Annotated in this window: 18 protein-coding genes; 4 read left to right on the top strand and 14 right to left on the bottom strand. The window is 71.7% G+C overall.

The features are described 5' to 3' along the window. Positions 1-9: 9 nt before the first annotated feature. Positions 10-1,287 (bottom strand): acetyl-CoA C-acetyltransferase, encoded by a 1,278-nt coding sequence (locus tag KOD61_RS12810; RefSeq protein WP_215219028.1) that lies wholly within the window; start codon positions 1,285-1,287, stop codon positions 10-12. A gap of 143 nt (positions 1,288-1,430) precedes the next feature. On the opposite strand from KOD61_RS12810, the gene KOD61_RS12805 reads away from it, so the two are divergent. Beyond that, positions 1,431-2,333, top strand: a complete 903-nt coding sequence (locus tag KOD61_RS12805; protein WP_215219027.1) for a hypothetical protein — start codon at positions 1,431-1,433, stop codon at positions 2,331-2,333. Between the two features lie 189 nt (positions 2,334-2,522). Here KOD61_RS12805 and KOD61_RS12800 read toward each other — a convergent pair whose 3' ends face one another. The 5 genes from KOD61_RS12800 to glnA all read right to left on the bottom strand — a co-directional run bounded on the left by KOD61_RS12800 (position 2,523) and on the right by glnA (position 7,737). Further along, positions 2,523-3,035 (bottom strand): GNAT family N-acetyltransferase, encoded by a 513-nt coding sequence (locus KOD61_RS12800; RefSeq protein WP_215219026.1) that lies wholly within the window; start codon positions 3,033-3,035, stop codon positions 2,523-2,525. 39 nt (positions 3,036-3,074) lie between these two features. Beyond that, on the bottom strand, positions 3,075-3,641 hold the full coding sequence (locus tag KOD61_RS12795; RefSeq protein ID WP_215219025.1) for a superoxide dismutase family protein: 567 nt from the start codon (positions 3,639-3,641) through the stop codon (positions 3,075-3,077). 75 nt (positions 3,642-3,716) lie between these two features. Further along, the gene (gene ntrC, locus KOD61_RS12790) at positions 3,717-5,144 is read right to left on the bottom strand and encodes a nitrogen regulation protein NR(I) (RefSeq protein WP_215219024.1); all 1,428 of its coding nucleotides are present in this window, start codon (positions 5,142-5,144) and stop codon (positions 3,717-3,719) included. After that, complete coding sequence (locus KOD61_RS12785; RefSeq protein WP_215219023.1) at positions 5,141-6,178, bottom strand: two-component system sensor histidine kinase NtrB; 1,038 nt, start codon at positions 6,176-6,178, stop codon at positions 5,141-5,143. Before KOD61_RS12785 ends, ntrC begins: the two co-directional genes overlap by 4 nt. A gap of 149 nt (positions 6,179-6,327) precedes the next feature. Beyond that, positions 6,328-7,737 carry a type I glutamate--ammonia ligase gene (gene glnA, locus KOD61_RS12780; protein ID WP_215219022.1) on the bottom strand — a complete coding sequence of 470 codons (1,410 nt, stop codon included), beginning with the start codon at positions 7,735-7,737 and terminating at the stop codon, positions 6,328-6,330. Between the two features lie 231 nt (positions 7,738-7,968). On the opposite strand from glnA, the gene KOD61_RS12775 reads away from it, so the two are divergent. Then, positions 7,969-8,766 (top strand): undecaprenyl-diphosphate phosphatase, encoded by a 798-nt coding sequence (locus KOD61_RS12775; protein ID WP_215219021.1) that lies wholly within the window; start codon positions 7,969-7,971, stop codon positions 8,764-8,766. Between the two features lie 11 nt (positions 8,767-8,777). On the opposite strand, the gene KOD61_RS12770 is transcribed toward KOD61_RS12775, so the two are convergent. Together KOD61_RS12770 and KOD61_RS12765 are read right to left on the bottom strand one after the other, a co-directional pair. Then, positions 8,778-9,413 (bottom strand): YbhB/YbcL family Raf kinase inhibitor-like protein, encoded by a 636-nt coding sequence (locus KOD61_RS12770; RefSeq protein ID WP_215219020.1) that lies wholly within the window; start codon positions 9,411-9,413, stop codon positions 8,778-8,780. A 44-nt stretch (positions 9,414-9,457) separates the two neighbouring features. After that, the gene (locus KOD61_RS12765) at positions 9,458-11,530 is read right to left on the bottom strand and encodes a tetratricopeptide repeat protein (protein ID WP_215219019.1); all 2,073 of its coding nucleotides are present in this window, start codon (positions 11,528-11,530) and stop codon (positions 9,458-9,460) included. Between the two features lie 113 nt (positions 11,531-11,643). On the opposite strand from KOD61_RS12765, the gene KOD61_RS12760 reads away from it, so the two are divergent. Continuing rightward, on the top strand, positions 11,644-12,447 hold the full coding sequence (locus tag KOD61_RS12760; protein WP_215219018.1) for a lysophospholipid acyltransferase family protein: 804 nt from the start codon (positions 11,644-11,646) through the stop codon (positions 12,445-12,447). A 40-nt stretch (positions 12,448-12,487) separates the two neighbouring features. Beyond that, positions 12,488-13,510 (top strand): YheT family hydrolase, encoded by a 1,023-nt coding sequence (locus KOD61_RS12755; RefSeq protein ID WP_215220415.1) that lies wholly within the window; start codon positions 12,488-12,490, stop codon positions 13,508-13,510. Here KOD61_RS12755 and KOD61_RS12750 read toward each other — a convergent pair. From KOD61_RS12750 to KOD61_RS12725, 6 genes are all read right to left on the bottom strand, one after another. Further along, entirely contained in the window at positions 13,497-13,958 is a 462-nt protein-coding gene (locus tag KOD61_RS12750) for a hotdog fold thioesterase (RefSeq protein ID WP_215219017.1), read from the bottom strand. The genes KOD61_RS12755 and KOD61_RS12750 overlap by 14 nt on opposite strands. 190 nt (positions 13,959-14,148) lie before the next feature. Further along, on the bottom strand, positions 14,149-14,364 hold the full coding sequence (locus KOD61_RS12745; RefSeq protein ID WP_215219016.1) for a hypothetical protein: 216 nt from the start codon (positions 14,362-14,364) through the stop codon (positions 14,149-14,151). Between the two features lie 131 nt (positions 14,365-14,495). After that, positions 14,496-16,412: a phospholipase D family protein gene (locus KOD61_RS12740; RefSeq protein ID WP_215219015.1), complete on the bottom strand. Its 1,917-nt coding sequence runs from the start codon at positions 16,410-16,412 to the stop codon at positions 14,496-14,498. Next, positions 16,409-17,068 carry a YceI family protein gene (locus tag KOD61_RS12735; protein WP_251370601.1) on the bottom strand — a complete coding sequence of 220 codons (660 nt, stop codon included), beginning with the start codon at positions 17,066-17,068 and terminating at the stop codon, positions 16,409-16,411. Before KOD61_RS12735 ends, KOD61_RS12740 begins: the two co-directional genes overlap by 4 nt. After that, positions 17,065-17,541, bottom strand: coding sequence for a SixA phosphatase family protein (locus tag KOD61_RS12730; RefSeq protein ID WP_215219014.1), 477 nt, complete (start codon positions 17,539-17,541; stop codon positions 17,065-17,067). Before KOD61_RS12730 ends, KOD61_RS12735 begins: the two co-directional genes overlap by 4 nt. Before the next feature lie 34 nt (positions 17,542-17,575). Beyond that, positions 17,576-18,205 (bottom strand): ParA family protein, encoded by a 630-nt coding sequence (locus tag KOD61_RS12725; protein WP_215219013.1) that lies wholly within the window; start codon positions 18,203-18,205, stop codon positions 17,576-17,578. Between the last annotated feature and the right edge of the window lie 52 nt (positions 18,206-18,257).

Genomic DNA, 18,257 nt, shown 5'->3' with positions numbered 1-18,257 from the left:
CCCCGCGCGTCACCGCTCCAGGATAGCGACCACGCCCATCCCGCCGGCGGTGCAGATCGACACCAGGCACCGGCCGCCGCCGCGCGCGGCCAGTTCCTTGGCGGCGGTGGCGACGATACGGGCGCCGGTCGCCGCGAACGGATGCCCGGTCGCGAGCGACGAGCCGTTGGGGTTGATCCGGTCCGGGTCGATCCGGCCCAGTGGCGCATCCAGGCCGAGCCGGGTCCGGCAGTACTCCTCGCTCTCCCACGCGCGCAGCGTGCACAGTACCTGCGCCGCGAACGCCTCGTGGATCTCGTAGAAGTCGAAGTCCTGCAGGGTCAGGCCGTTGCGCGCCAGCATCTGCGGTACCGCAACGGTCGGCGCCATCAGCAGCCCCTCGCCATGGACGAAGTCGACCGCCGCAACGTGCGCGTCGCGCAGGTAGCACAGTACCTCGTGGCCATGCGCCGCGGCCCACTCGTCGGACGCCAGCAGGCAGGCCGCGGCGCCGTCGGTGAGCGGGGTCGAGTTGGCCGCAGTCAGCGTGCCGCGGCCGGAGGTGCGGTCGAACGCCGGCTTCAGCGTCGCCAGCTTCTCCAGCGAGCTGTCGGGACGCAGGTTGTTATCGCGCGAGACGCCGCGGAAGCTCACCACCAGGTCGTCGAAGAATCCGCGCTCGTAGGCGGCGGCCAGCTTCAGGTGCGACGACAACGCCCACTCGTCCTGCGAATCGCGGCCGATATTCCACTGCTTGGCCATGTCCTCGCAGTGCTCGCCCATCGACTTGCCGGTGCGCGGCTCGGCCACGCCCGGGAAATCGGGCTTGAGCTCGCCCAGCGAGAACCCGCGGAACTCGCCCAGCTTGCCCTTGAAGTCCTTCGCCGCATTGGCCGCCAGCAACCGGCGACGAAGCGCCTTGCCGTAGACGATCGGCACGTCGGAGGTGGAATCCGACCCGCCGCCGATGCCGGCCTCGATCTGGCCGGTTGCGATCTTGTTGCCGACCGTGATCAGCGAGTCCAGCGAGGTGCCGCAGGCACGCTGCAGGGTGATACCCGGGGTCAGCGGCGACAGCCCCGACGACAGCGCGGCCTCGCGGCCCAGGTTCCAGTCGGAGGAATGCTTGATCACCGCGCCCATCGCGACCTCGCCGAGCACCTGCCCGTGCAGGCTGAACTTCTCGACCAGCGCGCCGAGCGTGCGCACCGACATCCCCAGGTTGCCGACGTCCGCATACGCGGTGTTCTGGCGACAGAACGGGATTCGCACTCCGCCGAGCACGGCAACGGGACGGACAGGACGCATCGGATCACCTTCTGGAAGGCGCTGCGATGGCGCAGCGCGGGGCTTGCGGGACCGGCCCGCAAGCAGGTGCGGGCATAATGGGCGAGTGTAGCGCCGGGGCCGTGGCGCGACCAAACGCCAGCGTATTTTCATTAAGGGACGCGATGAGCCAGACCCCGCAATTGCACGTGCTCGGCGCGCTCGCGCTGGAACTGACCGGCGCCGCACCGGTTGCCCGCGACGCGCTGGCGCAGCCCGAGGTCGGCGCGCTGGCCGCGCTGGTCGCGCGCGACCTGGCCAAGTTCGCGCCCGAAGCGGCGCAACTGGAACTGGTCACCGTCGGCGCCCACTACGACCCGGTCGAGCTGTTGCGCCCGGGCTGGCCGCTGCATCGTGAGCTCGACCAACTGGCCGCTCGTGCGCCGCGCGCCGGGGTCGCCCGCGACGAGGGTCGCGTGATCGCGTTCGGTGCCCATGACGAGCGCCTGCCCGGCGCGCTGGCGCCGTCGCCCGACTACGCCGGCGGGCCGCTTCGGCTGATGCCGTTCGTGCTCGGCGGACCGGCCGACGTGGTGTCGATCGTCGGCGACGCCTTCGAACGCGACCTCATCGAGCTTGGCATGGCTGGCGCCGACACCGCGCTGGCCGCGCAGGAGGCCTTCGGCCTGCAGGTCGAACATGCCCGCTACCTCACCGTGCACGACCTTGCCGCGATGACCGCGATGCAGTACGAGCACGCCGGCCTGGCCGCGTTGTGGCCGCTGCTGGAAACCGCGCTGCTGCAACCCGAAGGCGAGGCATGGCTCGACCAGCTCCCCGAGCCGCTGATCCACTACACCGAGGGCGAAGCGCGCATCGCGCTGTTCTCGCCCAACGCCTGGCAGCAGCGCTACGCCGCCGAGGTACAGGGCGAGGCCGACGACGCCACCCGCGACCGCCTGCAGCGCCGCCACCAGTTGTTCGAGGCGCGCCAGCGACAGATTGCCGCGGTACTCGGCGCGCACGGCGTACCGGTCAATTTCGTGCACTGCGAGCGCGACGCGGACTGCCGCAACGCCCTGAGCTGAGGCAGCTGTGCCGCTTCGGCGCTTCCGCGCATCCCGGTAGGAGCGACGTAAGTCGCGACCGCGGCTGGAACGATCGAAACCGCGGGTCGCTCGGCCGGAAAGTGGCGACCAGCAATCAGCAACCCTGAACCGAACCGACCGCTGACCGGTAACCGATAACCGGTAATCGCTTCGCGACTTACGTCGCTCCTACGCGTCGCCCTGCGGGGCGGCGGCCGGGCGGTCCACGGCGTGCTCGAGGATCCGGTAGCCGGCATCAACCATCCCGAGCGTGCGATAGGTCGCCTGCGCCGCCGCGTTGTCGCGCTCGGCGTACAGCCGCAGCCCGACCACGCCGTCGGTCGCCTGCGCCTGCGCCGCGACATGCCGGTACAGCGCCGCGAACACGCCCCGGCGACGGTGTGCTGGCTCGACATAGACGCTCTGGATCCACCACCACTCGCCGTTGCGCCAGTCGCTCCATTCGCGCGTCAACATGAGCGTGCCGACCGGCAACGCGAGGGTCTCGCGGCCGGCGGCGAGCGCTTCATCCATCGCGACGAAATAGCGCGCCCGGGCCGGGTCGGCGATGCCGGCGGCGACCCCGGCCAGCACGGTGGCCGGATCGAGCCGTTTGTGCTCTGTCTCCAACGCCATCGCCGACGCCCAGCGCGCCAGCAGCGCGGCGTCGTCGGCGGTGGCCTCGCGGATCCGGCAGGTCATCGCGTCAACGGAACCGGGGCGCGAGGAGGGGAGGCCGGATCAGCCGCCACGGATCACGCCGCAGGCCACGCGCGCGCCGGCGTTTCCGGAGGGCTGGCTGGTGTAGTCGTCCGCGGCCGCGTGCACGACCACCGCGCGGCCGACGCCGTCGTTGGCCGCGCCACCGCCAAGCACCACGCCCTGCGCGTGCACGTCGACCTTGGCCACACCCTCGGCATTGGCGACGATGTTGTTCATGTCGCCGGCGTGGTGGGTCGGGGTGCCGACCTTGCCGTGCGGCTCCCCGGTGGGGTTGAAGTGGCCGCCGGCGCTGCTCGCGTCGGCCGCGCTGCAATCACCCTTCTCGTGGATGTGGATCGCGTGGGTGCTGCCGGGGGTCAGGCCGCCGACCTCGCCGGTCAGGTGGACGCCGTCGGCCATCGGCATCAGCCGCAGCGTGCCGCTGACCAGGCTGCCGGACGCGGCGGCGAGGTTCACCGAAGCCGACGACAGGGTCGACGTGGTGGCCAGCTCCATCGAGCTGGAGGCGATCACTTCCGGCTGCGGCGAGGTCGCGCAGGCGGCGAGGGCGAGTGCGCTGGCGCCGGCGAACAGGGCGGTCTTCATGGGGGATCTCCTTGGAGGCGGAAGGTGAGGGCCGGGACCGTAGCCGAGCCCGGGTTCAGCGGGGGTGAACCGGGCTCAGGCCCGCGGCTTGAGCTTGCGGGTGAGCGTGTTGCGACCGACGCCGAGCCGGGCCGCCGCCTCGGCACGGCGCCCGCCGGTATGCGCCAGCGCGGCCTGCAGCAGCACTTCGTCGAAGCGGGCGTGCGCCCGCGCGTGGATGTCGCTGGCGCCGGCCTCGAGCTCGCGCCGGGCCCAGGCGGCCAGCGCGGTATCCCAGCCATCGGCCGTGCCGGCGCCCGCGGTCGGTTGCGCCCGTGCCCCGACACCGAGCGCGCGCTCTACGTCGTCGACCGTCACCGTCTCGGTCGGGGCGAGTGCGGCCAGTCGCCAGCACACGTTCTCCAGCTCGCGCACGTTGCCGGGCCAGTCGTGCGCCAGCAACCGCCGGGTCGCCGCCGGCGCCAGCCGTCGCGGCGGTGCACCGACCCGCTGCGCGGCCACCGCGAGGAAGCGTTCGGCCAGCAGCGGCACGTCGTCGATGCGCTCGCGCAGCGGCGGCAGCCGCAGACGCACCACGTCGAGCCGGTGCAGCAGGTCCGCACGGAAACGCCCGTCTGCCACGCGCGCTTCGAGCTCCTGGTGGGTGGCGGCGATGACACGGACGTCGACCCGCACGAGCTCGCGGCCACCGACGCGGAAGAACTCGCCTTCGGCCAGCACCCGCAGCAGCCGGGTCTGCAGCGGCAACGGCATGTCGCCGATCTCGTCAAGGAACAGGGTGCCGCCGTCGGCCTGCTCGAAGCGGCCGATGTGGCGGCGGGTGGCGCCAGTGAACGCCCCGGCCTCGTGGCCGAACAGCTCGCTCTCCAGCAGTTCGGCCGGGATCGCCGCGGTATTGAGCGCCACGAACGCCCGCGCCGCGCGCGGTGACTCGCGGTGCAGCGCGCGGGCGACCAGTTCCTTGCCGGTGCCGGTCTCGCCGGTGATGAGGACCGACAGCGGCGCCTGCGCGAGCCGGCCGATCGCGCGGTACAGCGCGCGCATCGGCGCGGAGTCGCCGACCAGCAGTGGGGTGCTGTCGGCGACGGCGTCCGCTGGATGGTCAACGTCATCGTCGACATCGGCGCGCGCCGCCAGCGTGCGCTCCGCCAGCGCGACGGCCTCGTCGAGGTCGAACGGCTTGGACAGGAACTCGCGCGCGCCACCCCGGAACGCGCCCGCGGTGCTGGCCACGTCGGTGTAGGCGCTCATCACCACCACCGGCAACCCGGGGGCGCGCGTGCGCAACTTGTCGAGCAGGACCAGGCCGTCGTCGCCGGGCATGCGCACGTCGGTGAACAGCAGGTCGGGCACGGGGAGGTCCGCGGTCGGCTGCGCCAGCGCGGCCAGCGCCGGCGCCGCGCCCTCGAACTCGGTGACGAGGTGGCCGGCCTCGCGCAGCGCGGCCGCCAGTACGAAACGCACGCTGCGGTCGTCGTCCACCACCCAGATGCGTGCACTCATTCGGGATCCTCGGGTTCGACCATGGGGAGCAGCAGGGTGAACACGGTGTGCCCCGGGCGCGAGCGCCACGCCAGCGAGCCGCGGTGCTCGCGCGCGACCTGCTGGGCCAGCGCCAGGCCCAGCCCGCTGCCCTCGGCGCGGCCCGAGACCAGCGGCAGGAAGATCTGCTCGGCCAGCGCCTCGGGGACCCCGTGGCCGTCGTCCACCACCTCCAGCCGCAGCGCGACCGGGTGCAGCGCGTCGCCGATGCGCAGCCCATGTTCGGCGCGCGTGCGCAGGGTGATGCTGCCTGCGCCGGCCTCGATCGCGTTGCGCACGAGGTTCCACAACGCTTGGGTCAGGCGATCGGCGTCGCCCTCGAACTCCGGCAGGCTGGGGTCGTAGTCGCGCAGCAATTTGACCGCCCAGCCGGCGTCGCTCTCGGCCAACCGCAGCACGCGCTCCAGCACGGCGTGGATGTTGAGCGCGCTGTGCGCGCGGGGCGGCGCGGGCGACAGCAACTGGTCGAGCAGCGCGGTGAGGCGGCCGACCTCGCCGTCGATCAGGCCGACCAGTTCGCGCGAGGCGTCGTCACCGACACGGCGACCCAGCAGCTGTGCCGCGCCCTTCACCCCCGCCAGCGGATTGCGCAGCTCGTGCGCCAGCCCCTTGAGCGAAGCGGCCAGCGCAGCCGGCAGCAGCAGGGCCGGGTCGTCCCCGGGGAACTCGTCGACTGGATGGGCCTCCACCAGCACGCCGTCGTCGCCGTGGGGACTGAGCCAGAGGTCGGCGAAATGCTCGTCGGCCTCGGGGTGGCGCAGTCTGACCCGGCGCAGGCGCAACGGCGCGCTGTCGGCGTGCAGGCGGGCGATCGCTTCGCGCAGTCGCTCGGGCTGCTCCGCGTCGAGCGACGCAAGCGGCCTCCCGACCACGCGGCGCACCCCGACCCCGAGCCATCGCGCAAACGCCTGGTTGCACCCGGCAATGGCGCCGTTGGCACCGGTCCACGCCAGCGGCGTAGTGAGGGCGTTGGCGTCGGGCGCGTCGGCGGGCATCGCACCATCTTAGTGCAGGCTGTTGACGTGGAGGCAGCGACGGACGGGTGCCAGCGGGTCGCGGCTGAAGCCGCTCCTACAGGGGGGCAAATGACAACGGCCCGGGGGGTACCGGGCCGTTGCGTGTGCGGTCAGTCGAACCGCCTCGACTAGATCGCGTAGTACATCTGGTACTCGAGCGGGTGGGTCGCGGCGCGGAACGCGGTGACTTCCTTCATCTTCAGGCCGATGTAGGCGTCGATGAAGTCGTCGGTGAACACGCCGCCGGCCTTGAGGAAGTCGCGGTCCTTGTCGAGGGCCTCCAGCGCCTGGTCGAGGCTGTGGCAGACCGTCGGGATGTTCTTCTCCTCCTCCGGCGGCAGGTCGTACAGGTCCTTGTCCGACGGCGCGCCCGGGTCGATCTGGTTCTTGATGCCGTCCAGGCCGGCCATCATCAAGGCGGCGAAGATCAGGTAGCCCGAGTTCATCGGATCCGGGAAGCGCATCTCGATGCGGCGCGCCTTCGGATTGGCGACGTACGGGATCCGGCACGACGCCGAGCGATTGGAGGCCGAGTACGCCAGCATCACCGGTGCTTCGAAGCCCGGCACCAGGCGCTTGTAGCTGTTGGTGGTCGAGTTGGTGAAGGCGTTGATCGCGCGGGCGTGCTTGAAGATGCCGCCGATGTACCACAGCGCCATCTGGCTCAGGCCACCGTAGCCGTCGCCGGAAAACAGGTTGGTGCCGCCCTTGGCCAGGCTCTGGTGCACGTGCATGCCGCTGCCGTTGTCGCCGACGAGGGGCTTGGGCATGAAGGTCGCGGTCTTGCCGTTGCGGTGGGCGACGTTCTTGATGACGTACTTCATCGTCAGCAGCTCATCGGCCTTCTTTGTCAGCGAGTTGAACTTGGTGCCGATCTCGCACTGGCCGGCGTTGGCGACCTCGTGGTGGTGCACCTCGACCTCGATGCCGAGCGAAGTCAGGGTCTTGCACATCTCGGCGCGGATGTCGTGCAGCGAGTCCAGCGGCGCAACCGGGAAGTAGCCGCCCTTCACGCCCGGACGGTAGCCGGTGTTGCCGCCCTCGTACTCGCGGCCGGAGTTCCACGCCGCCTCTTCGGAGTCGACGTGGAAGAAGGTGTGGCCCATCTCGTTGGCGTAGCGCACCGAATCGAAGATGAAGAACTCCGGCTCGGGGCCGAAGAACGCTTGGTCGGCGATGCCGCTGGACTTGAGGAACGCCTCGGCGCGCTTGGCGATGCCGCGCGGGTCGCGCGAGTAGGCCTGCATCGTCGCCGGGTCGAGGATGTCGCAGGTCAGCACCAGCGTCGGGTCGGCGGTGAACGGGTCGAGGAAGGCGGTGCTGGCGTCGGGCAGCAGCACCATGTCGGAGTCGTGGATGCCCTTCCAGCCATGGATCGAGGAGCCGTCGAACATCTTGCCGTCCTCGAACAGCGCGTCATCGACGATCGAGACGGGGTAGGTCACGTGGTGCTGCACGCCGCGCATGTCGGCAAAGCGCAGGTCGATGAACTCGACCTTGTGGTCCTTGATGGTTTTCTCGATGGATTCGATCGACATGGAAGGCTCCGGAAAGTGGCGGTGGCGAGTGGCGGGCTGTTGCAACCCTCTCAGTAACGCATCGTTCGTGCCAACCGGCGGGCGGACGCAAGTGATTGATCCGTAACGCCAGACCGCGTCCCGCGACCATCACACCGCACCACATCGGTGCGCGCTTCGCACCTCCGCCCACCTCTGGTGCGTCGGTGGCCGCGCTATCCTCGCGTCCTTCGTCCCGCGCCCGCCCCGCCCATGTCCGACCTGCTCGCCGCGCTGCTGCTCGGCATCCTCGAAGGCCTCACCGAGTTCCTGCCGGTCTCCAGCACGGGCCACCTGCTGATCGCCCAGCACTTCATCGGCGAGCAGCGGCCGGACCTGTTCAACATCGTCATCCAGGCCGGGGCGATCCTGGCGACCACGCTGGTGTTCCGGCATCGGTTGTGGGCGCTGGCCACCGGGCTGCGCGAACGCGCCAACCGCGACTACGCGATGAAGCTGGCAGTTGCCTTCGGCGTGACCGCGGCGGTCGGCCTGCCGGTGCGGCTGGCAGGCTGGGAGTTGCCGGAGACGGTCACCCCGATCGCGTGGGCACTGATCCTCGGTGGCGTCTGGATGGTGCTGGCCGAGCGGCTGGCGGCGCGACGCCCGGCGTCGACCCGCATCACCTGGACGGTGGCCGTGCTGGTCGGCCTGGCGCAGGTGGTGGCCGGGGTGTTCCCGGGCACCTCGCGGTCGGCCGCCGCGATCTTCATCGCGCTGCTGGCCGGCACCGGCCAGCGCTCGGCGGCGACCGAGTTCGTGTTCCTGGTCGGCATCCCGACGATGTTCGCCGCCAGCGGTTACGCGCTGCTGGAGCACTTCCTCGATGGCAACGCGGCGCCGGTCGCATGGGATGAGCTGGCGCTGGCGTTCGTCGCCGCGACGCTAACCGGCTTCGTCGCGGTGCGCTGGCTGCTGGGCTACATCAAGCAGCACAGCTACACGCCGTTCGCGGTGTACCGGATCGTGCTGGGCGTGGCGCTGCTCTTGTGGCTGCCGGTGGGGATGTAGTCGACGGCGCGTCAGAGCGCCGGCGCGGGACGGTCGGGATGCAGGCTGTAATGGCCCTGCACCAGGGCTTCGGCGAGGACGTGGCCGTGCATCGTGCGCAGGGCGTCGGCGGCGGTGAACCGGTCGGGCACGTCCAGCCGGTCGACGTCGAGCGCGAACAGGCGGAAGAAGTAGCGGTGTGGGCGCAGGTCGTTGGGCGGCGGGAACGGGCCGTCGTAGCCGAGCCAGTCACCGGCCAGCGCGTCGTCGCCGGCAAACCAGCCGGTGTAGTCGTTCAGTCCCTGCCGCGCACCGGCCGGGCCGGGTGGCGTGCGCTTGCCGTGCGCGGTGACGCCGTCGCTGCAGCTGCCGGCCTCGATCACGCGCAGGTCGGCGGGCAGGTCGACCATCGCCCAGTGGCAGAACTCGCTGCGTGGCTGGTCGACCGGGATCTCGACGCCCGCCTTGTTGACCAGCCCGGGGTCGGTCGGCGCATCGCTGTCGATGCACAGCAGGGCGAACGAGCGCGTGCCTGCCGGCACATCGTCCCAGGCCAGGTGCGGATTGCGGTTCCGGGCGAAGCCGACCTCGCCGGCGTCGCGTGCGCCGAGCGCGTATTCGGCCGGGATCGCGCCGCGGTGGTCGAAACTGTCGCTGTGGATGCGCATCTCGGGGCTCCGTCATGGCGGGGCCCCGAGTCTGCCAGACCGCATCAGGTGCTGGCGTAGCCCAGCCGGCGGGCGACGGGCCCGAGCACGGCGAACGCGTCGGCCAGCGACTCCGAGAATGCACGCCAGTGACCGGCAGGGAAACGGCTGCCGCCCAGTCGCGACGGCGGTACGCCCCGCAGGCCGATGCCAAGGGTGTCGGCCAGCGCCTGGGTGATCGCACCGGGGTCGTTGGCGATCTCGTCCATCCGGAGCAGGCGGTGGGGCAGCAGCTCGGCCTCGTGCAGGTCGGCCACCTGGCCAAGCACCCGTGCCAGCCAGCGCGCGCCGACCTCGGGGCTTTCCAGCGCGAACGGCGCGGGCGAGCCGAACGCGAGCCAGTCGAGCAGCATGTCGCGCGGGTCGCGGATGGCCACCAGCAGGGTTGCTTCCGGCAGGTGCGGGCGCAGCGCGCGCAACACCGCGTTGTCCCACCACAGCAGCCAGTCGAACACCTGGCCATCGGCAATGCCGCGGGCGGGCAGCGCGGCACGCCATTCGGCCACCAGCGCGGACGGGTCGGCACTGCCGTCGGCCAGCGCGGGCACGGTGGTGTAGCGCTGGAACAGGTCGTGTGGCGGGTTCGGGCCAAGACGGTCGGCGCGCAGCGGCGCGCCGTTGGCGTCGAGCACCGTCGCCAGCCGCTCGACCAGCGAGCCCGGTGCGCCCCACAGCAGCAGCACTGCCGGTGCGGGCTGCTCCAGCGTGGCCGGCTCCGGCCAGTCGCCATGCAGGTCGGAGACCGGCGGCAGCGGCAGGCGCTGGCCGACCACCTCGGCATGCAGCTCGGCCCAGGTCGCCGCAGCGGCGTCGGGCTGGCCGGCGCGGTCGAAGGTGCGACCGAGCAACTGGCGCAAGTTGCGTTTGGCCTGCTCGTCACCGGCGACGGCCAGCAGTCGCTCGACGTGGGCGATCGCCTCGTCGGGATCGCGCTTGAGCTTGGCGTCGACCAGCCGCAGCTCGGCCTGGGCGTGGCCGGGCGCGAGCGTGGTGATGCGCTGGGCGATCGCCTCGGCGGCGTCGTTGTCGCCGGCGACGTCGTGGATGGTCAGCTGCGCCTCGAGCGCCGGCACGAAGTCCGGCATCGCCGCCTGCCAGCGGGTGACCACCGCGCGCGCGCCGTCGCCGGCGAACTCCTCGAACAGCAGTCGTGTACGCCACAGGTCGGCCTGCTGCGGATGGCTGGCCAGCAGGCGATCGATCGTTGTGCGGGCCTCGTCGCTGGCGTTGAGCCGGCGCCAGGCCTCGGCCAGTGCAAGCAGGGTGCGGCGGTTGCGCGGTTCGGCTTCCAGCGAGGCGAGCAGCAGGTCCCGCGCACGCTCGTTGCGGCCGGCCTCCAGCTCCATTTCGCCGACCAGCCGGCGCAGACCGGGCGTGGCGCGGTCACCGTCGACGACCGACGCCAGCTCGTCGGCGGCATCGCCCGGGCGGCCCTGCCGGCGCAGCAGGTCGGCGACCAGCGCGCGCAGCGGCAGCGAGTCCGGCTGGGCCTCGCGCAGGCGGCGGAAGGCCTGCTCGGCGAACGCCAGGTGACCCTTGGCGAGATATGCGAAGCCAAGCGCGTGGCGCAGCGTCGGCTCGTCGGGATAACGCTCGGACGCGCGGCTGAGGATGGCGAGCGAGCGGTCGGCGTCGCCGCGGCGCAGCGCGATGGTGCCTTCCAGCGCGGCGATCTGCGGGTGCTCGGGCGCCAGCCGGGCGGCGGTGCGGGTCAGTCGCTCGGCCTCGTCGATCTCGCCGCGGCCGAGCGCAAGCTGGGCCTGGACGATGTAGGCCGGGAACTGGTTGGGGTCCAGCCCGATGCTCGTGGCCAGCGCGGCCTGGGCCTGGTCCAGCTGGCGGCTGCCCAGCAGCATGCCGGCGCGCTCCAGGTGCAGGTTGGCGTCGTCGGGTGCGATCGAGATCGCATGGTCGATGGTCGCCAGTGCGGTGGCCTCGTCGCCCGACAGGCGTTGCGCCGCGGCCAGCAACCGAAGCGCGGCCGGGTCCTGCGGCTGGGCGGCGACGGCCTCGCGCGCGGCGGCGAGCGCTTCGTCGGCGGCGCCGCGGCGGAGGGCGTCGATGATCGGTTCGTACATGCGGGAAACTCGTGCGGATTGGGCGACCGGGCATTGTAGCGGCGCCGTGGGCGCTGGCCCGGCGGCGAGACGCGAGGCGTGGCGCAGCAGCCACGTTGGGTATCATCGCGACGATGAATGCGCCCCCCTCCGCCGCCGCTCCCGCGCCCCGGTCCTCACCGCTGGCGCGTGGCCTGCGTTACCTGGTCCGGGTGCCGATGCTGCTGTGGCACGTGCTCATCGACCTGCCCCTGGTGCTGCTGCTGGTCACGCCGCTGACCAAGGACCTCATGGTCGGCGGGGAGACGCTCGAGCAACGCGTGATCCGAGGCTGGTCGAACGGGTTGATGCGGGTGTTCGGCTTCCGCATGCGGCGGGTCGGCACGCCGCTGCCCGGGGCGGCGATGTTCGTCGCCAACCACGTCAGCTGGATCGACATCACCGCGCTGCACAGCCAACGGATGATGGGCTTCGTGGCCAAGCGCGAGATCCGCAGCTGGCCGCTGGTGGGCTGGATGGCGACCCGCGCGCAGACGATCTTCCACTCGCGGGGGAGCACCGAATCGCTCGGCGGCGTGTTGCACGAGATGCTGGCGCGGCTGCGCAACGGCCAGGCCGTCGGGGTGTTCCCGGAGGGTGGGGCGCGCGGCGGTGGCGAGCTGGGTCCGTTCCATGCGCGGATCTTCCTGGCCGCGGTCGAGGCCGGCGTGCCGGTGCAGCCGGTCGCACTGTGTTACGGCGAGCACTGCTCGGCCCAGAAGGTGGTGGCGTTCCGCCCCGGCGAGAGCTTCGTCGGCAACTTCCTGCGTCTGCTCGGCGAGCCGGCGCGGGTCGGCTCGGTGCATTTCCTCGAGCCGATCCCGCCCGCCGAGATCGAAGGCCGCCGCCGCATCGCCGAGCTGGCGCGCCGCCGCATCGGCGAGGCGATGTCGGCCTGAGCCGCCGGCCGTGCAGACCGCCGCCGCCAACCCGGCGATCCTGACCTCGGCCGATTACCGGCCGCCGCGCTGGCTCTCCAACGCGCACCTGCAGACCGCGCTCGGCTCGAGCGGGTTGCGTCGGCGCCGTGGCGAGCGCGACCTGCTGGCGACCGGCGCAACCACCACCGAACACCTGGTCGACGGCGGCGACGGTATCCGCCTGCTTGGCCTGCACAGCGTCGCACCGGCGCTGGCGCCCGCCAGCGGGCCGCGTGGGCTGGCGCTACTGCTGCACGGCTGGGAAGGCAGCGTCGACTCGAGCTACATGCGCCTGACCGCCGCGCAACTGCTGTCGCGGGGGTTCGAGGTGTTCCGGCTCAACTTCCGCGACCACGGCGGCACGCACCACCTCAACGAGGAGATCTTCCACTCGTGCCGGATCGACGAGGTGGTGCATGCGGCATGCGACGTCGCCGCGCGCTTCGTCCCGCGCGGGTCGGGATTGCCGGTTGTCGTCGCGGGCTATTCGCTGGGCGGCAACTTCGCATTGCGGCTGGCCCTGCGCGCGCCGGCGGCCGGCCTGTCGCTGGCGCACGTGGCCGCGGTCTGCCCGGTGTTGGACCCGGCACGGACGATGGATGCGATGGAACGCGGCCTGCCGGTGTATGCCTGGCACTTCGAGCAGAAGTGGCGGCGCTCGCTGCAGCGCAAGCGGGCGCTGTTCCCGCAGTTGCATGACTTCGACGACCGCGTGCTGGGCCAGCGCATGCGCGCGCTGACCCGCTGGCTGGTCGAGCGGCAGACCGACTTCGGCACGCTGGAGCGGTACTTCGACGGCTACGCGATCGCCGGCGACCGGCTGGCCGCCCTGCAGCCCACGGCCAGCATCCTCACCGCGGCCGACGACCCGGTGATTCCGGTCGATGATTTCCACGCTTTGAAGTTGCCGGCATCGGCGACGCTGGAGGTGTCGCCGCGCGGCGGGCATTGCGGCTTCATCGAGAATGCCCGGCTGGATGGCTTTGCCGAGCGCTGGATCGCCCAGCGGCTGGCCGACGCGGTGTCGCTCAGCCGGCGCTGACCACGGCCAGTGTCAGGCGCGAGATGCAGGCCAGCTGGCCCGCCTCGTCTTCGATCCGGATTTCCCAGACCTGCGTGCGGCCGCCGACATGGACCGGCCGCGCAGTGCCGGTGACCGTGCCGCCACGGACGGCGCGCACGTGATTGGCGTTGATCTCTAGGCCCACGCAGACCTTGCCTTCGGGCACGCACAGGTTGCCGGCGCTGCTGCCGAGGGTCTCGGCCAGCAGCACCGACGCACCGCCATGCAGCAGCCCGTAGGGCTGGCGTGTGCGCGCGTCGACCGGCATGGTCCCGCGCACGTAGTCGGCGCCGATTTCGGTGAACACGATGCCAAGCGGCTCCATCGCGGTGCCGCGCGAGAGCTCGTTGAGGCGCTCGACGCTGGCCTGGCGGCGGAACGGGGATTCGCGGGAAGGGGCGGGCGTTGATGCGGAAGTCGTCGTCATCGCACCACGATAGCCGACCCGCGCAGCCGTGGTCTGCAGGACCGTGGCCTGGAAAAGAAGACCCCGGCACCGCCCGGCTGATGGGGGAGGCATCATCCGTACGACACCGGGGAACAGGAGGAGGGACGAGCCGCGCGTTCGGGGGCGGAGGTGGCAGCGCGGCGCGCGGGTGCGGCGGCCACCGGGCGGATCAGACGCAACGGAACAGGCGCGGGCCGTTGTTGCCGGTGGTGTAGCTGCGCGAGGTCGCGTAGCCGCTGCTGGAACCGTAGCCGACGCCGAAGTCGCGTTCGCGGCGGGCGCCGAACGAGGCGGTGGCGGCGGGAGCGTACGGGCGGGTGGCGGGGCTCGGGGTGGCGCGGTTGCTGTGGCGGCTGGTCGGGCGGGCGGCGGAGAAAGCGTTCATGGCGGTGTCCTTGGGGTCGGGGGAAGCGTGTCGGTGAATCGGTGTGTTGGTAAAGTACAACACCTATTCGCCAGCGCCATGGGCCAGAAGTCACCCCACCGACGACACCCCTTCGAAAAGAACCCGCCGCCCTACAGGATCGGCGCCAGCCCCGCGCCGAACGCGGTGAACAGCCGCGTCGGCAGGCCCTTCAGCGCCAGGTTGACCTCGGGGAAATCCCCGACCGGCCGGTGGCACTCGCGGAACCGCGGGTGGTCCGGCGGCAGCGGCCCCGGGCATGTTGGCCCCGGCACGAACTCGTAGCTGGTCGCATAGCGCACCGGCCACAGGTCGAACACCGGCAGGTATTCGGAGGCCTTCGCCAGCGAGTACTCCAGTCCCCAAAGCACCGGTGCCTTGTCGCGTGGCGCGATCACCCACGAATTGCCGGGAGCGATATCGCGCCGGATGCTCGCCTCCAGCGCCGCCGCGAACGCCGGGTCCTCGATCACCACCGCACTCTCGGTGTTGTAGTGGTCGCCGCGGGGGTCGAAGTTGTGCGTGCCGACGACGCCGACGCGGTCGTCGATCACCAGCGACTTGGCATGCATCCCCACCCGCACGCCGGCGCGCTTGAGCGGCACCGGCTCGTTGGCCTGCCGGCGCAGGTAGCGGGTCGCGCCGTACTCCGAGCGCAACGGCTGCCGGTAGCGTGCGGTGCGCAGCACGCTGTCGCGGTCGGGCGGGCGCGTGCGCGCCCGCTCCTGCACCGGTTCGTAGTCGGGCACGACCGCGCCGGTGGCGGACAGGTCGACCGGGGCGTCCGCGGGGAACGGCTTGTACTCGTAGATCTCGAAGCCGAACTCGCGCAGGTAACGGCGCTTGTACTTGTACGACAGCGCGTAGGCGATGAACGCGTCGGTCGCCGCCAGGCTGTTGGTGGAGACGATGACGCGCGGCGCACCCGGCCGGTCGTGCAACTGCCGGAACATTTCCTGCGCCGGCTTGGACAGCACCAGGTACGGCGTCTGCAACAGCACCTGCCGGTGCGCCGACTCGATCAGCCCGCGCAGCGAATCCGACGCCACCGCCAGCTGCCCGGGATCTTCGCCGTTGTGCTTTTCCGGCGTGTCGGAGATGTAGCGCACCTCGCCAACCGCGATCGCCGGCTCGACCAGCCGCTCGCGGACGAGCTGCGGATCGGCGGCGTCGTCGCGCATCGCCTCGGCGCGCGCCGGGTGGTCGAAACCATGCGGCGCAAGCACCGGCACGCCGTCCTCCAGCAGGGCATGGCCGACGTCGACCAGCCGCGCGGGCGGCACGCTGCGCGGGTCGGTCCAGAACGTCTCGAAGTCGACCGCCATGTCGCGCGCGACCGGGCCGGCCACCAGCAGGTCGCGGTCCCGGAAGTTGTACTCGTCGTCCCAGTCGTAATAGGTGTCCTGGTAGTTGCGCCCGCCGGTAATGCCGATCGCACCGTCCACCAGCAACAGCTTGGTGTGCATGCGCTGGTTGAGCTGGCGCCAGCAGCAGGCCGCGGCCAGCACGTACTGCGGATAGCTGATGCGGGCGCGGCGCAGCACCGGGTTGTACAGGCGCACGCTGAAGTTGACGTGGGCGCCGGCCAAAGCGGCCAGCGTCTCGACGTTCTGCAACGCCGACAGCTGGTCCATCAGCAACCGCACCCGCACGCCGCGGCGCGCGGCGGCCAGCAATTCGTCGAGCACCAGCCGGCCGGCGTCGTCCTCGTCAAAGATGTAGGTCTGCAGGTCGATCGCGGTGGTGGCGCTACGGATCAGGTTGACCCGCGCAAGCATCGCGTCGGTGCCGCTGTCCAGGATCACGGCGTAGTGGCGCGGTTGCCCGGGGCTCGACTCGCTGAAGGCGCGGCCGGCCAGCTCGCGTAGCGGCGAGGGCTGTGCGCAGGCGTCGATCCGCTCGCAGTCGAGCGTCGTGGGGCGCGCGCTGGCGGCAATCGCGGCGGCGCGGTCGGCCTCGTGCGGGCTCAGCGTGGCGCACGCCGACAGCGACAGTGCGAGCACCGCGGCAACGAGCTGGCGGACCGTCACGGCGTGTCGCCCTGCAACCGGACCCGCATGTCGAAGCGCACCGTGTCGGCCAGCGCGACGCGCCAACCATCCAGGCCGTAGTCGCCGCGCGACACCGTGCCGTGCACGACCACGTCGCAGTCCACCCCGGGCCGCGAGCACGTCGCCGGGAGCACGGTGAACGCCTCCATCCGGCTGGTGCCGTGCATCGTCAGCCGCCCCTGGAGGCGGCCGCCGTCATGCGCCAGCTCCGCCGTGTGCGGTTCGGAGACGAATTCGATGAACGGGTGGTGTCCGGCGTCGAAGAACCGCTCGCCGCGCGCCAGCGCGGTGTAGCGCTCGGATTCCTCGACCTCGACCGCGCCGGTGGCGAGCACGATGCGCACCTGCAGGCGCCCGTCGGGCAGGGTGTGCAGTGCGCCGTCATGCCGCGGGAAGGTGCCGTGGACACGTTGCCCCCAGCGCGTGCGCAGCTCGAAGCCGAACCGGGTGTGGACCGTGTCGAAGCCGACCGGTGCGACGGCGCCGGCAGGCTGCAACAGCAGTGTCGCGGGGGTGACCGCCGGCGTTGCGGCCGCAGCGGCGCCGACCACGCCCGCCGCCAGGCCCGCGGCCACCATCCCCCCTGCGGCCAGCCGTGCGATCAGTCCGGTGATCGAGCTGCGGGTTCGCCTCACGGCCACCAGAAAGCGCTGAGCTGGGCGATGCCCGGCTCCAGCGGGACGCCGGCCGGCAGCGACAGCACCGCCACGCCGGCCGGCGGCATCCCGCGGTAGTCGCCGGACTGACCGCTGTGCAGCAACGCGGCCAGTTGCTCCAGGCCCGGGTTGTGGCCGACCAGCATCAGCCGCTCGACCTCGACGTGCCCATCGGCCAGTGCGATCAGGGAACCCGGGCTCGCCTCGTAGATGGAGTCCTCGACCCGCTGCTCGACGTACCCGACCACGCCGAGCACGGCTTCCAGCGTCTCTCGGGTGCGCCGCGACGGCGAGCACAGCACGCAGTCGGGCACCAGCTTCTGCGAAGCCAGCCAGCGGCCGGCCGCCTCCGCCTCGGCGATTCCTTCAGCCGACAGCGGCCGATCCATGTCGGCCTGGTCGGGCAGCGACGGTTCGGCGTGGGCGTGGCGCAGCAGGATCAGTTCGCGCATGGCATCGGGCTCGCAGGGAAGGGGAAGGAAAGGGTTACCGCTTCAGCCAGCGGAGCAGCGGTTGCCAGTCGGCCTGGTGTTCCCGGATCTGCGCCGAATGGTAGTCGAACAGGCTCTTGCCCAGCCCGCACAGCAGCACGTAGGCCTGGCTGTCGCGCAGCTGGGCGACCAGCGGGTAAGGCCAGCGCCGCAGCAGCCCGACCACATCCTGCGAGGCATTCGTCCAGGGGCGCAGGCGGTTGGCAACCAGCCCCACCGGCAGCTCGCCGCGGCGCACCCGCGGGTGCCGCGCCAGCGTGTCGAGGAAGTCGACGCTGGCTTCGATGTCGATGGTCGACGGCAGCACCGGGACGACCACCGCGTCGGCGGTCTCCAGGAAGGGAGCGAGGTCGGCGGCCATCGCGCCGGCGGCCGCGTCGATGACCACCTGCTCGGTGCCGGCGGGCAGCTGTGCCCGCCACCCCTTGCCACGGGTGCCGTCGAGCGGCAGCACCGCGCTGTCCATGTCGGCGCGCCGCCGGGCCCAGCGGGTGGAGGAACCCTGCGGGTCGGCGTCGACCAGCACGGTGTTGCGTCCGTCGACGGCCGCGTGGGCGGCGAGGTGGGTGGCGATGGTGGTCTTGCCGGCGCCACCCTTCGAACTGGCCACGAGCACGGTCTTCATGCGGGTCCCCTGTGAGGCTGCGCAGAGAGCAGTGGAAGCCGCAGCGTACACC

This window comes from Lysobacter luteus (assembly GCF_907164845.1).
In the GTDB taxonomy this organism is placed as follows: domain Bacteria; phylum Pseudomonadota; class Gammaproteobacteria; order Xanthomonadales; family Xanthomonadaceae; genus Novilysobacter; species Novilysobacter luteus.
The sequence above is the reverse complement of the archived record's forward strand: the minus strand, read 5'-3'. Positions and strand labels throughout refer to the sequence as shown.

Excerpts from the sequence above, each read along its gene's own strand:
- KOD61_RS12810 (WP_215219028.1), bottom strand. The coding sequence starts at position 1,287 with ATGCGTCCTGTCCGTCCCGTTGCCGTGCTCGGCGGAGTGCGAATCCCG.
- KOD61_RS12805 (WP_215219027.1), top strand. The coding sequence starts at position 1,431 with ATGAGCCAGACCCCGCAATTGCACGTGCTCGGCGCGCTCGCGCTGGAA.
- KOD61_RS12800 (WP_215219026.1), bottom strand. The coding sequence starts at position 3,035 with ATGACCTGCCGGATCCGCGAGGCCACCGCCGACGACGCCGCGCTGCTG.
- KOD61_RS12795 (WP_215219025.1), bottom strand. The coding sequence starts at position 3,641 with ATGAAGACCGCCCTGTTCGCCGGCGCCAGCGCACTCGCCCTCGCCGCC.
- ntrC (WP_215219024.1), bottom strand. The coding sequence starts at position 5,144 with ATGAGTGCACGCATCTGGGTGGTGGACGACGACCGCAGCGTGCGTTTC.
- KOD61_RS12785 (WP_215219023.1), bottom strand. The coding sequence starts at position 6,178 with ATGCCCGCCGACGCGCCCGACGCCAACGCCCTCACTACGCCGCTGGCG.
- glnA (WP_215219022.1), bottom strand. The coding sequence starts at position 7,737 with ATGTCGATCGAATCCATCGAGAAAACCATCAAGGACCACAAGGTCGAG.
- KOD61_RS12775 (WP_215219021.1), top strand. The coding sequence starts at position 7,969 with ATGTCCGACCTGCTCGCCGCGCTGCTGCTCGGCATCCTCGAAGGCCTC.
- KOD61_RS12770 (WP_215219020.1), bottom strand. The coding sequence starts at position 9,413 with ATGCGCATCCACAGCGACAGTTTCGACCACCGCGGCGCGATCCCGGCC.
- KOD61_RS12765 (WP_215219019.1), bottom strand. The coding sequence starts at position 11,530 with ATGTACGAACCGATCATCGACGCCCTCCGCCGCGGCGCCGCCGACGAA.
- KOD61_RS12760 (WP_215219018.1), top strand. The coding sequence starts at position 11,644 with ATGAATGCGCCCCCCTCCGCCGCCGCTCCCGCGCCCCGGTCCTCACCG.
- KOD61_RS12750 (WP_215219017.1), bottom strand. The coding sequence starts at position 13,958 with ATGACGACGACTTCCGCATCAACGCCCGCCCCTTCCCGCGAATCCCCG.
- KOD61_RS12745 (WP_215219016.1), bottom strand. The coding sequence starts at position 14,364 with ATGAACGCTTTCTCCGCCGCCCGCCCGACCAGCCGCCACAGCAACCGC.
- KOD61_RS12730 (WP_215219014.1), bottom strand. The coding sequence starts at position 17,541 with ATGCGCGAACTGATCCTGCTGCGCCACGCCCACGCCGAACCGTCGCTG.
- KOD61_RS12725 (WP_215219013.1), bottom strand. The coding sequence starts at position 18,205 with ATGAAGACCGTGCTCGTGGCCAGTTCGAAGGGTGGCGCCGGCAAGACC.